Source organism: Terrisporobacter vanillatitrophus (assembly GCF_051148895.1).
GTDB lineage: Bacteria > Bacillota > Clostridia > Peptostreptococcales > Peptostreptococcaceae > Terrisporobacter > Terrisporobacter vanillatitrophus.
Map to the genome: position 1 here is coordinate 2,558,912 of NZ_CP154625.1, position 14,382 is coordinate 2,573,293.

Annotated in this window: 10 protein-coding genes; 6 read left to right on the plus strand and 4 right to left on the minus strand. The window is 25.5% G+C overall.

Annotated elements, in window-relative coordinates; all coding sequences use genetic code 11:
- Positions 1-18: 18 nt before the first annotated feature.
- From TVTCOM_RS12815 to TVTCOM_RS12825, 3 genes are all read left to right on the plus strand, one after another.
- The gene (locus TVTCOM_RS12815) at positions 19-1,512 is read left to right on the plus strand and encodes an Eco57I restriction-modification methylase domain-containing protein (RefSeq protein ID WP_434796663.1); all 1,494 of its coding nucleotides are present in this window, start codon (positions 19-21) and stop codon (positions 1,510-1,512) included.
- Positions 1,513-2,494: 982 nt separating this feature from the next.
- On the plus strand, positions 2,495-3,976 hold the full coding sequence (locus TVTCOM_RS12820; protein WP_434796664.1) for a recombinase family protein: 1,482 nt from the start codon (positions 2,495-2,497) through the stop codon (positions 3,974-3,976).
- Between the two features lie 32 nt (positions 3,977-4,008).
- The gene (locus tag TVTCOM_RS12825) at positions 4,009-5,301 is read left to right on the plus strand and encodes a glycosyl hydrolase family 18 protein (protein ID WP_434796665.1); all 1,293 of its coding nucleotides are present in this window, start codon (positions 4,009-4,011) and stop codon (positions 5,299-5,301) included.
- Between the two features lie 46 nt (positions 5,302-5,347).
- On the opposite strand, the gene TVTCOM_RS12830 is transcribed toward TVTCOM_RS12825, so the two are convergent.
- Positions 5,348-6,268 (minus strand): AEC family transporter, encoded by a 921-nt coding sequence (locus tag TVTCOM_RS12830; RefSeq protein ID WP_434796666.1) that lies wholly within the window; start codon positions 6,266-6,268, stop codon positions 5,348-5,350.
- 25 nt (positions 6,269-6,293) lie between these two features.
- On the minus strand, positions 6,294-7,244 hold the full coding sequence (locus TVTCOM_RS12835) for a calcium/sodium antiporter (RefSeq protein ID WP_434796667.1): 951 nt from the start codon (positions 7,242-7,244) through the stop codon (positions 6,294-6,296).
- A gap of 116 nt (positions 7,245-7,360) precedes the next feature.
- Between TVTCOM_RS12835 and TVTCOM_RS12840 the strand changes: the two genes are divergently transcribed.
- Positions 7,361-8,062 carry a hypothetical protein gene (locus TVTCOM_RS12840; RefSeq protein WP_434796668.1) on the plus strand — a complete coding sequence of 234 codons (702 nt, stop codon included), beginning with the start codon at positions 7,361-7,363 and terminating at the stop codon, positions 8,060-8,062.
- A gap of 47 nt (positions 8,063-8,109) precedes the next feature.
- Here TVTCOM_RS12840 and TVTCOM_RS12845 read toward each other — a convergent pair whose 3' ends face one another.
- Positions 8,110-11,178 carry a helicase C-terminal domain-containing protein gene (locus tag TVTCOM_RS12845; protein ID WP_434796669.1) on the minus strand — a complete coding sequence of 1,023 codons (3,069 nt, stop codon included), beginning with the start codon at positions 11,176-11,178 and terminating at the stop codon, positions 8,110-8,112.
- A gap of 153 nt (positions 11,179-11,331) precedes the next feature.
- Here TVTCOM_RS12845 and pdaA point away from each other — a divergent pair, with 153 nt between their 5' ends.
- Positions 11,332-12,156, plus strand: coding sequence for a delta-lactam-biosynthetic de-N-acetylase (gene pdaA, locus TVTCOM_RS12850; protein ID WP_434796670.1), 825 nt, complete (start codon positions 11,332-11,334; stop codon positions 12,154-12,156).
- A gap of 109 nt (positions 12,157-12,265) precedes the next feature.
- Here pdaA and TVTCOM_RS12855 read toward each other — a convergent pair whose 3' ends face one another.
- Positions 12,266-12,763 (minus strand): hypothetical protein, encoded by a 498-nt coding sequence (locus TVTCOM_RS12855; RefSeq protein ID WP_434796671.1) that lies wholly within the window; start codon positions 12,761-12,763, stop codon positions 12,266-12,268.
- Between the two features lie 192 nt (positions 12,764-12,955).
- Between TVTCOM_RS12855 and TVTCOM_RS12860 the strand changes: the two genes are divergently transcribed.
- Positions 12,956-14,341, plus strand: coding sequence for a hypothetical protein (locus TVTCOM_RS12860; protein ID WP_434796672.1), 1,386 nt, complete (start codon positions 12,956-12,958; stop codon positions 14,339-14,341).
- The last annotated feature ends 41 nt before the right edge of the window (positions 14,342-14,382 follow it).

Sequence of the window (14,382 nt, forward strand, 5' to 3'; positions counted from 1 at the left end):
AATAGGAGTTGAGACATAATGCACAATACCATAATAGATATTTTTGAAAATTCACAAAATAAATATCTTGAACAGAAAGATAGAAATTATTTAAAAAATACATCACAGTTTTTTACTCCTTACAATACTGCATCTAAGATGATCTCTACTATAGATTTTTCTCTATTTCAAAATAATAACGCATTATATATATTGGAGCCTTCTGCAGGATGCGGAATACTAATCGCTAGCTTGGTCATATATATACTTGATAATCATAAACATATACGTAGGATTCATATTGACTCCTATGAATATGATCCCAATGTATTTAATATACTTTGCTGCAATTTAAAAGTTTTAAATCTGTATATTAAAGAAGTTTACAATATAGATTTTTCATACAATACAATACACGGAAACTTTATAACAAAAAATAAAACAGCTTGGTTATATGAAGATGAAAATCCTAAATATGATATTATAATATCTAATCCTCCATATAAAAAAATAAATCAAACTTCTGATGAATCTATTATTATGGAGAATATAATTTACGGACAACCTAATATTTACACCTTATTTATTGCAATGTCATTAAAACTATTAAAACCTAATGGCATTTATACAGTATTAAGCCCAAGAAATTATCTTAGTGGTGAATACTCTAAAAAATTAAGAAAATTTATTTTTTCTAATTATTCATTAACTCATATACACTCTTTTGATAAAAGAAGTATGTTTAAATCTGTTAATCAAGAAGTTATTATTTCTACATTTAAAAATAATCGTGAAATTGAGGACGTAAGTATTTCATTTAATGGTTTTGATTCTTTTTTAATTAACTTTAAAAATTTAGTTTTTGACAATGATTCATTATCTATACTAATTCCAAAAAAACTAGAAGATATTTTATTTTTTGATAACATGAAAAAATTAGATTATACATTAGAAAATTTAGGTTTAAAAATTAGTGTTGGTCCAATTGTACAGTTTCGTAATGAGCCTGATATAAGTCGATATATTTACTATGATAATTATGCACCTTTGTTGATAAGTGCTGATATCCAAAATAATAATATTATTAAGTATTTTGAAAGGGAAAACAAACGTAAAACACATAATAAATCTATCTCATCTAAAAATAAATATCTAATAAAAAACTCTAATTATTTACTCATTAGAAAAATAACTGCTAAGGATGATATTGATTTAGTCGTTAGTTGTATATTAGATAAAAACTATTTCAAACATGATTACTTAGGTTTAGACAATAACCTTTTATATATTCATAATATAGATAAATCGGAAATGAGTTTAGAGTTATGTTATGGTCTTTACTGCTTTATAAATTCAAAGCAATTTAAAACTTTATACTTTATGATTAATGGTACACATACAATTAATGTAAGTGATTTTAATAATATAAAATTCCCTTCTCTTTCTGTTTTATGTGAGATAGGAAAAAATCTTATGAAAACAAAAATATTTACTGAGGATGAATGTACAAAATTAATATATAAGTATATTTAATAAATAACTATATCTTATTCTTAAAAGTAGTGTATTTATATATTGCGTAATATTATATAATTACAATCAATTAATCATGAATAAACGGTCACAAACTATGCAATAATATTAGTAAAATCAAATATATTTATTGTTATTAGGAGGTTTTGTTAGAAGGTTTTGTTAGGAGGTTTTTAATATATGAATCAACAGATTAAAGATTTACTGTATAATCTACTTAATCTAGCAAAAACTCTAAAAAGTTTATTAAAAAAAGATTTCACGAAATCAAAAATTATCATAAATATTACTTTTTTTAATATTAAATTCTAGTAACTTTTTAGGGTTGTATACTAATCAATCGATTAGTATATGCCTCTAATGCAATAATTAATAAAATAAAAAGAAAACAGTACTTTTAAATGGGTACTGTTTTTCTTCGCTTAAAAACAAGTGTTTAAGTCATTCTTTCAAATTCTATATTGTAATTTTATTTAATTTTTTCATTTTGATAAATTTTATTAATTATTGCATCTTATTTAGTGAATATTTATCCAAAAAGATGTATAATAATATAAAAAGGAACTATAAATCTATGTGGAAGTAGAGTAATGGTTCTCGAAAATAAGTTAATAACTTAATTGTTAAGACCACTATCGACCCATATTCGAGTAGTGGTTTTTTACTTTTTGGTATATGTAGCAATTACTGCGCAGATAGCTGCTGCAACTATTCCAGCAAGTACATTCAATAAAAAAGCTTCCATATTATCACCTCCTTTCATGAAGGCAAATAATATGAGAACCACCACTCTATAGATTTATAATTCCTAATTTAAAGTATAATCTTATCCAACTATATTTTCATCTAAAATTTTTCAAATTAATATTTATAATAACTAATACGGATAATTATTATCTATCCTCTCACCTTTTTTACTTTCTACTTCTCTGTTCTAACTATATTTTACACATGATATAATAATCTTAAAGGGGGAGTAAAAATGAAAACTTGCATATACTTGAGGAAATCTCGTGCTGATATTGAAGCAGAAAAAGAAGGGGAATATGAAACACTCCATAGACATAAGACTACTCTTTTAAAAGTAGCTAAAGAAAGAAAATTAAATATAATCGATATAAAAGAAGAACTTGTATCTGGGGAATATGTTGAACATAGACCTCGTATGATGGAACTTTTAGAAGAAGTAAAAAATAAAAAATATGATGCTGTTCTTGTTATGGACCTTGATAGACTTGGCAGAGGTAACATGCAAGACCAGGGATTAATTCTTGATACTTTTAAAAATTCTAAAACTAAAATTATAACTCCTCGAAAAATATACAATTTAGATGATGAGTTTGATGAAGAATATAGTGAATTCGAAGCATTTATGGCTAGGAAGGAATTAAAGCTAATTAATAGACGTTTGCAACGTGGTAGAGTAAAAAGCATTGAAGAAGGTAAATACATTAGCCCTGATGCTCCTTATGGGTATGAATTTAAATTTGATGATAAAGGAAAAAAATATCTTGCTATAAATGAAAAACAAGCAGAAGCAGTAAGACTTATATTTGATATGTACCTAGAAAATAATGGTGCTACTAAAATTGCTAACAAATTAAATTCTTTAGGCTATGAAACAAATAACCATATGGAATTTAAAGCAAAGGCTGTAAGAGACATATTAAGTAATATAACTTACTGTGGTTATGTTAAATGGAAAACTATAGATAGAAAGAATCATAGTAGGCTTAGACCAGATGAAGAGCAAATTATCGCAAAAGGTAATCATGAACCTATTATTGATGAATTTACCTTCAATAGAGTTCAAGAAATAAGAAAAGGTAAATATATCAGTCCAACTAAAAACAAAGTTTCTAATCCATTAGCTGGCGTAGTTGTTTGTAAAAAATGTGGTCATAATATAATTCAAAAAATTTCTAGAGGCAAAATATATCTTTGGTGTAGACATTGTGATAATAAATCTAGTTCCTTAGAATATGTGGAGGAAGCAATTATAGAATCTTTAGAAGGTTGGCTAAATAACTATAAAGTTAAAATAGAATTAAGAGATGATACATCTGAGATAGATAAATTAAAATTTGAAATTAAAAAGTTACAAAGAGAGTTAAAAGAAACTGAAAAACAAAAAAATAAATTATTTGATTTTCTAGAACGTGGAATTTATGATGATAATACTTTCTTAGAAAGATCTACTATTTTAAGCTCTAGGATAGATGACTTAAAAAATCAAATAGCAGAATGTAATTTATCAATAATTTCTTATAAAGATAATTTACTAGCTAAAAAACAAGTGATTCCTTCTTTGGAAAAGGTTTTATATAACTACTCTCGTGCTAATGATGCAAAAGAACAGAATTTACTTTTGAAATCTGTTTTAGATAAAGTTTTATATGAAAAATCTAAAGATGCAAGCAAAGATGATTTCATTTTAGAAGTACATCCAAAATTACCAAAATAAAGCTTAAACACAAGTTGTAGACTTGTTTAGGGGTGAATTTCAGTTACAGTAGTACACCTAACTGGTTGCCAGGTACTCCTGTTTTACTTCCAGCACCTAAAACTTTTGAAGAGTTACAAGAAAGAGTTAATAGCTGTAACAATGAATGTAAATGCTTAGACTGGTATTTTTGTTTTATTGAAGATGAGTGTAATAGATGTAAAAAAAGAATAAACTCTTCAAAAAAAGCAATTGAAAATAATTCAACATTCATGAGACCTCCAATAGATGTAGAATTAAAACCTGATACACTAAACCCTAACTGTCCTGATTTAGCTCCTATAGTTGGGGAATATGTTCTTGGCAACCCTAAAAATATTGACCCTAACTTTTTAGATTTTGTAATTTATGCTTTTGTGGAAATTAGCTCTAACGGTCAATTATTTGTACCAACTCCATCTTATCTAAGATCTTTAGTAAAATTAAGAGATATAAATCCAGACCTTCAAGTAATAGCTGCCATTGGGGGATGGGCAGCAGAAGGTTTTTCTGATGCAGCTTTGACTCCCGCATCTAGATATACTTTTGCAGGAAATGTAAAAAAACTTATAGATGACTATAAATTAGATGGAATAGATATTGACTGGGAATATCCTGGAAGTAGCGCTGCTGGTATTAAATCAAGACCTGAGGATAAGGAAAACTTTACTCTTTTATTAACTGCTTTAAGAGATGTATTAGGACCTGAAACTTGGATAAGTGTCGCTGGAACAGGTGATAGTGGCTATTTAAGTAGAAGTGCAGAAATAGATAAAATAGCTCCTTTAATTACTCATTTCAATCTAATGAGTTACGATTTTACTGCAGGAGAAACTGGTCAGAATGCAAAAAAACATCAAGCTAACTTATTTCCTTCTGACTTTTCTTTACCTGGATATAGTGTAGATACTATGGTAAATAATTTGATTAATGCAGGTATGCCATCTGAAAAAATTCTACTTGGTATACCATTTTACGGAAGACTTGGAGCCACTATAACTATGTCTCATGATGAACTTAGAAAATCTTATATAAATAGAAATGGATTTATGTACAAATTTGATAGTGATGCAAAAGTTCCTTATTTAGTAAAAGATGGTGAATTTGCCATGTCTTTTGATAACGAAGTATCAATTTTTATAAAAGCACAATATGCACGTCAAAATTGTTTAGGTGGAATATTTGCTTGGCAGTCAACATTTGATCAAGCTAACATTCTTGTAAGAGCTATGTACGAATCAATAAATAATCCTACAGTTTTTGAGAAAGAACTTCAAGATACTTTCGGGGAAATACCTTCTTTATAAAAAAATATTAAAAGCTATGAACTAGGTTATTCTAGTTCATAGCTTTTTAAATTAATAATATGTAAACTAGTGCAGGTATTGTCACTACACTACATAAAGTAGTGATAAAAATAGTTTTAGATGCCAAATTTATATTTCCTTCATACTCATTACAAAACATTATGGTTATAGTTGCTACAGGCATTGCTGAAACAATTATTATAATTCCAAGTATTAGTTCATTTGTAACAAAATGTTTTAATATTAGGAAAAAAATTATAGGTATAATTATTTGTTTTATAAAAGTATATGGATACAATCTTTTTTCTAAAAATACTTCTTTTATTGGTATTTGCCCTAAAGAAGATCCTATTAACATCATTGCAAGAGGCGTAGTAATTCCCCCTATCATAGAAGTTGTTTCTTTTATTATTAATAATACTTCCATATTTGTTATATATATGATAATAGCAATTATTGATACTATAATTCCTGGATTAATTAAAGTTTTAATATCAAAAGATAATTTGTTATTTTCAGATATTAAATAAATACCATAACTGTAACAAAAAACATTAAATACTAAATTAATAATTGCCGCAAAAAACACTGCTTCACTACCAAATATTGATTCTATAACTGGAAATCCCATAAATCCAATGTTGGCAAATATGGTCATAAATTGATATAATTTTTCATCTTCTTTTGGTACTTTCAAAAATTTAGCTAAAAATATACCTATAAAAGGCAAGATTGCATATAAAATTATGGCAATAATAGCAATATCTAAAACTAACTTCGGGTTTCCTTCTTTACCTCGATTTACTACTGATGATAAAATCAACGCTGGTGCTGTAATATTTAAAAGCAGTGAAGATATTTTTTTATTCACATTAACATCTAAAATATTTTTCTTATTAGCAATATAACCTATCATCATTATTATAAATAAAACTAACATCTGATTAATAATTACTCCAATATCCATTCATTTCCCCCAATATATTAAAAATTTATTGTCTATATATTATAAAAATAAAATAAGCAATATATAATAAATTAATAATCATACCCTCCACTTTACTTATTTTTCTAGTTGAAATAGCAAGAAAATATACTATTAATGTAGATACTATCATTACAAACATATCTGTAAAAGCTTCAACTTGCACAGGTACGTTACTAATATAAGACGACACACCCAGAACAAATAATATATTAAATATATTTGATCCTACTGCATTTCCAATAGCAATATCGCTTTCACCTTTTTTCGCTGCAATTATACTTGTAGCTAACTCAGGTAGAGAAGTTCCAACAGCAACTATAGTAAGTCCTACTAAGTTTTCGCTCATTCCCCAAGACATTGCAATATCTGAAGCACTATTTACTACAAAATCGCCTCCTATTATAATACCTAAAAGTCCACCTATACTAAATAAAATACTCTTTGGAAGGGGCATTATTTTATAATTTTCTTCATTTGTTTCATCATTGCTATTTATAGCCATATCAACTAAATAATATATGAATATAATAAATAAGGCTATAAATATTAGCCCGTCTGCTCTCGTTAAAATATTTTCGTTATAGCCTTGGAACTTTACATCATAAGCTAAAATAGCCAAAACTATAGATGACAATAGTAAAAATGGAAATTCTTTAATAATTGTTGATTTTTGTACATATATAGGTCTTATCATTGCAGTTACTCCAACAACAAATAATATATTAAAAATATTAGATCCAACCACATTTGCTATAGCCATTTCATTTTGTCCACCTATGGCAGCTGTTATACTTACTGCTGCCTCTGGTGCACTAGTTCCAAATGCCACTATTGTAAGACCTATTATAAGACTTGGTATATTAAATTTCTTAGCTATGGAAGATGCTCCTTCTACAAAGAAATCTGCTCCTTTAATTAAAAATAAAAATCCAATAAGTAAAATTATGTATGTCATTCTTATCCTCCTAAAAGTTTTTTTTATTAGTTTGTATTAATACTTTTATGTTATGCAAAGTATATTTTTTTAAGTAAAAATAGATAATATTTATATAAATATTTAGGAGATGTGAAATGGAGAAAAAATTTATAATTATATTTTTATTATTGAATATTTTGCTGAGTTGTAGTTGTGAAATGAACAACTTGAATAATAGCAAAAATCAAACAAAATTAACTACTTCTGATATAAAACAATTGATTGGAGTTACATACGGCGATGTGGAAAAAATTTATGGTTCTCCAGAAAAATCTACTTATTATATAAATATAAAAGACTTATCTTCTATTAACAATAATTATATCAGTCTTAGAGACTTTAATCATTATGCTATTATAAAAGCTTATTATGATATAAATGATGATGACTCATATATTATACTTTGGTACAAAGATAACAAAGTTGTCAAATCTTCATTTAATGAAACTGACGTAATTGAAGAAGATTACTTTGAAAGAAGTATGCATAATATGGACATAAAAATAGATCATAATAAAAATTTTTCACTTTTAAATAAAAATTTTATTACAGATAATTATAGAAATTATATAGGCAACAATATTAAAGAATTTAATACCAAGTATAATTTAATTTGCCCTAAGATAGCTGTTAATTTATTAAATAAAAATAAAGCACTATATTTTTATGATATTAAGAGCAATGGACATTTGAATAAATATTCATTACTTATAATTTGTGATAATAACATAATAGATGAAATTAGCATTATTGATTCTTCTAATCTATGTGAAACTATTATAGATTATATAAAATAATATTACTAATAAAAAGTACATGAGTAATTCATGTACTTTTTTAAAGTCTATTTTTTATCAATATTATCTTTATTGATTAAATATTTTAAATCAAAATACTTTAGTAAGTAATTTTTTTCATCCTTTATTTTAATCTTTGCATTTATAGATCTGTTGTTTATTTCTTCATTAAAATATTCTTCAATCTTCATTTTACTATCAAAATTTTTAATTATTTCACTATTACTAATATCATTTATTAAATCTCCTATTACTTCTTTTCTACATAGGGTTAAATGATTATTCACAGTACGCCCAAGATTAAAGTAAGTAGTATTTATTATATCACAGTGATGTAAATCCTTTTTTAGTCTATATAAGTTTTCTTTTCTTCCCATATCAAATATAATAAAACATCCATAATCGTATTTACTTCTAAGTATTCTTCCCATAGCTTGCTTTAGTTTAATTATCATTTGAGGTTGATTTACATCATAATAAGTTTTATTAAATTTATTCATTATAGTTGAGTAAAGAGGATCTTTAGGGTTTAAGTTAGGAATTTTGTCTAGAGTTACACAAGTTAGTCCATCTCCTGGTACATCCACACCTTCAAAACAACCTTTTGAACCTAAGATAACGCATTTTTTATTAAAATCTTTTAATAATTTTATATACTTTTTATTCATATAAATTTCTATATTTTTTTCATGAAGAAATTCTTTTAAAATCTCATAAGTCTTTTCTTGTCTATCTTTTGAGTTGAACAAGGATAACATGTGACCATTGGTGTAAGGTGATAAGTTTCCTATTACCCTACTCATATCTTCTATAAATTCTTTATTTTTATAAGAAGATATATCATCTAAGGTAATAATTTTTATTCTTCTTTTATAATCAAATAAAGGTTCTATTACTTTTTCTTTATGAATAAATCTGTCTATTCCTAAAGTATTAACAAAATGTTTCATATTATTGTTTACTGTTAAAGTAGCTGATAAAAATATACCTGAATTTAAAGAAGACAATATTTTTTCTTCAAATAAATCAGCTATATTTAAAGGAACAACTTGAAATAAGAAATTGTCAAAATCTTTGTAAAGAGTAACAATTCTTGCATATAAATCAGCTTCGTTATACTCTAGAAACACTTCTATTGTATTTTTTAAAGCTTCCAAGTCTTTTACCTTACTTTCACCTTGTTTGTAAGTATCATTTTCTTTGTCCAAATTATCATCATCCATTTGTCTATCCAAAATATATAAAATAGATTTTAAATTGGAGAGAATTTTGTCTAGAGAAGTTTTTATACAATCTCCGTATTTGCTATATGTAACATCTACTAGTCTTTTATCTTTATACAAAGATCCAGCTTTTTCTTCACTTTGAAGATTTATTTCCCAGCTTAAGTTATAATTAGAAAAAGTTGAGTAATTATTCATTTTTCCATATTCTAAGATATATTCAGCTTCTTCAATTATAAGATTGATTTCTCTACTTATTTTAGACTTATTGTTTGCTTCCATTTTTATATAATTATAAAATCTATCAAAAGGTTTAAGAGACTTTTTCTTTCTACTGGTATAAGCAAAAGGACTGTTATGTATTAATTCAAATGGATAAATCTCTTGTAAAAAATACTTCAAACTTCTATATTCAACTTCCGAAGCAAAAAACTCATAGCCTTTTTCCACTAAATTATGTGCTTCATCTATGATTAAATTTTCTATGGGCTTTTCATCTTTGTAAGGCCATCTAGCAAGAAGAGAGTGATTAACTACAGTTATATCTTCTTCTTTTAACTCTTCTACTCTTTTTTTATAAAGGCATTCTTTGTAACATTTCTTTGGTTTACAAAGGTTAGGATCACAGAAAACTTGTCTTAAGTGGGTGATTATATCTGAAAAATGATTTAAAATCCAATAATTAATCTCTTCAATATCTCCATAAATTCCTTCTTTCACAAGTCTTTCTAATATGACTAAAGATAATATTTCATTATGACTACATTTACTGTTATCATACTCATTTATATATTTTTCTAATTTTTCCACACAAATATAATTACTTTTCCCCTTAATATATCCAAAGGAGATTTTCCCCTCCAAACCAAGAGATTGAATTACATTTGGAATATCTTTTTTTATAAGTTGTGTTTGTAATTCCTTTGTATCTGTGGAAATAATTATCCTTTTATGATTTAGATAACTTTCCATTATACTTGGTAGCAAATATCCTACACTTTTTCCTATACCCGTTGGAGCTTCAATACAAGCAATATTCTCTCCTCTAGTATTCATAGTTTCTCTTATCATTTTACTTAATTCAAATTGACCTGGCCTAAATTCATAGTTAAATCCTTTTTTACTTTGCCAGATTTCACTTTTTTTTAATAAATACTCATAAGAAAATCTATTATCTATAAGAGTGTTTTTCATATCTTTTTTATTATCAATAATAGTTTCATCATCTTCATAAATCACATCTAAACTTTCTAGATTATAATTTCCTTCATCAATAATGTCACTCCAAACCCATTTATTTAATCCAAATCTATTTAAAGTTGAATTTATTTTAAAAGTTAAATTTTCTAAAGTCATGCTTTTACTTTCTTCATTTTTAAGTCTTAAAAGTAAGGCATTTATAACTTTTATTGTATCTATAACATCATCTAAAGCTCTGTGCTTTTCACAAGATAAATCCTTTGTTAAAGTATTTTTTAAATACTCTAGGTTATATTCTCTATGATAAGGTTCTAATATAACGGCCAGCTCCATAGAGTCCAAGATTTCATTTTTTATTTCTGGAATATAATGATCTAAAAATTTCTTTTCAAATTCACCATTGTGGCAAATTATTTTTTTATCTCCTAAAAATTCTTTTAACTTACTTTTTATATCATATAAATTTGGTGCTTTATTTAATTCCTCTTTATTCAAATTAGTGCAAAGAGAAAAAATTTCAAGAGGTACTTCTTTTTTATTTTTAATTAAAGTATGAAAAGAAGTTGCTTTATTATTTTCTATTTTAATAGCAGCAATTTCTAATATTTCAGCTGTAAAAGGATTTAGTCCACTAGTTTCTAAATCAAAAAAAACCACATCTTGTACTATACTTTTAATTTCATTTATATTCATGACTCATCCTTTCATAGTTTATTAAAGAATTTTTTTACTTAACCTTATTATATTACCACAAAAGTAATTTAGTTTAATCATAAATTTATTATATGCCTTTTGGCAATAATATGTATAGCTAAATTTCAATAAGACAGAAATGGAGGTTTAGATTTGAAAAAAAACAGCATCAATAAATTAATAATTATAGGTACATTTTTATTAGTTTTTGCATTTGTCATTGCTAATAACGATTCAATATTCACCAAAATAAAAACTCAAATTTATTCCAAAGATATTAGTACAGAGGAATATAACTGGTATTTTAATCCTCGAGATGACGGTAAACAACCTTTACCCATAAAAGAAGCCGATTTTTTCACAAACTATAACACTTATTATGTTGGCAATCCCAATGAAAAAGTTATATATTTAACTTTTGACTCTGGTTATGAAAATGGATTTACTAACCATATGTTAGATGTATTAAAAAAACACAATGCTCCAGGTAATTTTTTTGTAGTTGAAAGTTATATAAAAAATAATCCTGATATAATAAAAAGAATGGAAAAAGAAGGTCATTTAGTATGCAATCACTCAGTAAGTCATGTTTCCATGGCATCAATTCATGACGAGGAAAAGTTTAAAAAAGAAATTTTAGATGTGGCTAAAACATACAAAGAAATAACAGGAAAAGAAATGCCTAAATACTTTAGACCACCAATGGGAAAATTTAGTGAAAAATCATTAAAAATGACTAGTGATTTAGGGTATTCTTCAATTTTTTGGAGTTTTGCTTATGTTGATTGGTACAATAACCAGCAACCTACTCATGAGTTTGCTAGAAACAAAATATATTCTAGGACTCATCCTGGTGCCATAGTTTTACTTCATTCAAATTCAAAAACTAATAGCCAAATATTAGATGAAGTAATCACTCATTGGGAAGAAGAAGGATATACTTTGAAATCTTTAGACTACTTAATGAATAAAAAATAAAAAATTCACTTAGCTTAAGCCACTGTGTGGGCGAATCATTTTGCTATAGCTTCAGACAACGACCTTGCTAAAAGTTTAAAAGCTGTAAGATTTTTACTTACAGCTTTTTCTATGCATCCACAAAAACTTCTTTACCATTATACTCACCTATCCAATAAGGTTTATATATGCTGCTAACTTCTAAAAGTCTAATATTTTTTATCATATGTTTATCTATGGAATTATTCTTACTATCAAAATGATTTAAAATCTCATTTTTTACTTTTTCAATTATATAATCTTCGTTAATATTAGATTTTTTTATACAACTTCTAGCAATATATCTTTTGACAGTTTGTGGCACATATTCAATTGATTTAGAATTTCCATTATAAGTATTAACCATCATAATTATGCTATTTTTAATATCATCATTTCTAAAATTATTCTTATTTTTTCTTCTACTAATAATCTCATATTTTAATATTTTATATTCTACATATTCTAAATGTATATTTTCTACTTTTCTATTAAATTGATCAATTTTACTTATTAGTGGAGTCTTTCTAAATATATGTTTCATTGCATCTTTTTTTCTTACTTTTATCTCTATAGAATCTGCTAACATATTTATCCTCCTTAATAAGAAAATGCTTAACTAAAAATTAAAAATCCTTCTATATTATATTAATAAATCTTGTCCTCTTATGTTTGTACAAATTAAATAAACACTTAAATTTACTTAATTTTCCTTTATTGAATAAAAATTAATTCTTTGTTAAAACTAAATTAGTCATATAAATGGATTTGGGAGGAAAATATGAAAAAAATAACTACTATTACTTTAATATTTTTTATTTTTTTTACATTCTATATAGAAACTGATGGAAATATTTATATTAAAGGTAATGCTGATGAAGATAGGTCCATAACTATTAATAGTTTAATTCCCAAAAGAGGTGAGCAAAATATAATTTCTAATCCAGAAATCAAAATAAACTACAACAGTAAATTTATTTTAGATAATTATAAGCTCTATCTAAATTATAAAGAGGTAACTAATAAAACCATACTTACATCTAAATTTATTTACTATAAATGCGATAGAAAACTAAAAAGAGGGGTACAGGTTGTAAAACTTGAAATCCCAACTGAAAATAATAAAGTAGAAGAGGTAGAATGGTATTTCACAGTTGGAACGCCTTTTTATAATAATTATAGGGGAATTTTCTTTAACAACACTAAGGAATTAAATATGCTTACTTCTTATGATGATTTAAATAATATATGCAAAAACACAAATCATTTAGATTATATTTTTATTACAGAAAAAATAAATAACAAGGAAAATAATAAAGCAGATACTCATATAGACAGTAAAAAGTTTAAAAAATTAATTGATTGCTGCAATAAATACACTAATAACAATGATTTTATTTCCATACCAGGCTTTGAAATAAGCACAAAACTAAAAGGTGAAAAAAATAAAACTGAAATTAATACATTTAACTGTGAACATCCTTTTTTATTTAAAGACAATATAAGTCTTGAGTTACTTTATAAAAAATTATTTTACTATGAGGATGACTTAATTTGTCAATTTAAAGTGAATAACAATTTAAGTAATATTGATTACTTTAAATATTCCCCTTATGGAGATAATGTTATAACTTTACTTGAATTAAAGAAAGAAAGAAACACTGAAGAAAACAGAGATATATTGAATTTAGACACATATAAAGAAGCCCTAAATAATGGTTGGCATGTAAGTCCTATTACATGTGAATATAATGAGTACCCTAATGTGGATATTGGAAAAGACCTTAGAACTATTGTACTGTGTGAAGATTTAAGTAGAAGTAAGGTTATTGATGCTATAAAAAACAGGAGAATCTATGTAAGTGAGGATAATAATGTAGATATATATTTTTCATTAAATAAAATGCCTATGGGAAGCATAGTAAAATCTCCTTCTTACGTTAGGATTATTACAAGTGCCATCAATAATGATGAGTATGATAAAATAAAAAAAATAGAAATCTTTAGTAATAATAATGAAATAATATATACACAAGAATTTAATTCCAATTATGCAAAAGTAGATTTCACTTTGAAGCTACCACAAAAAAATACTTATTATTTTGCATTGATAACTGAGGAAAACAATAAAAAATCTGTAACTTCACCTATTTGGATTGAACCATAAAATCATATTATAAATGACATATGAAATTAAAACGATTATTG

Coding starts and splice junctions, on each gene's coding strand:
- TVTCOM_RS12815 (WP_434796663.1), top strand. CDS start 19: ATGCACAATACCATAATAGATATTTTTGAAAATTCACAAAATAAATAT.
- TVTCOM_RS12820 (WP_434796664.1), top strand. CDS start 2,495: ATGAAAACTTGCATATACTTGAGGAAATCTCGTGCTGATATTGAAGCA.
- TVTCOM_RS12830 (WP_434796666.1), bottom strand. CDS start 6,268: ATGGATATTGGAGTAATTATTAATCAGATGTTAGTTTTATTTATAATA.
- TVTCOM_RS12835 (WP_434796667.1), bottom strand. CDS start 7,244: ATGACATACATAATTTTACTTATTGGATTTTTATTTTTAATTAAAGGA.
- TVTCOM_RS12840 (WP_434796668.1), top strand. CDS start 7,361: ATGGAGAAAAAATTTATAATTATATTTTTATTATTGAATATTTTGCTG.
- TVTCOM_RS12845 (WP_434796669.1), bottom strand. CDS start 11,178: ATGAATATAAATGAAATTAAAAGTATAGTACAAGATGTGGTTTTTTTT.
- TVTCOM_RS12855 (WP_434796671.1), bottom strand. CDS start 12,763: ATGTTAGCAGATTCTATAGAGATAAAAGTAAGAAAAAAAGATGCAATG.
- TVTCOM_RS12860 (WP_434796672.1), top strand. CDS start 12,956: ATGAAAAAAATAACTACTATTACTTTAATATTTTTTATTTTTTTTACA.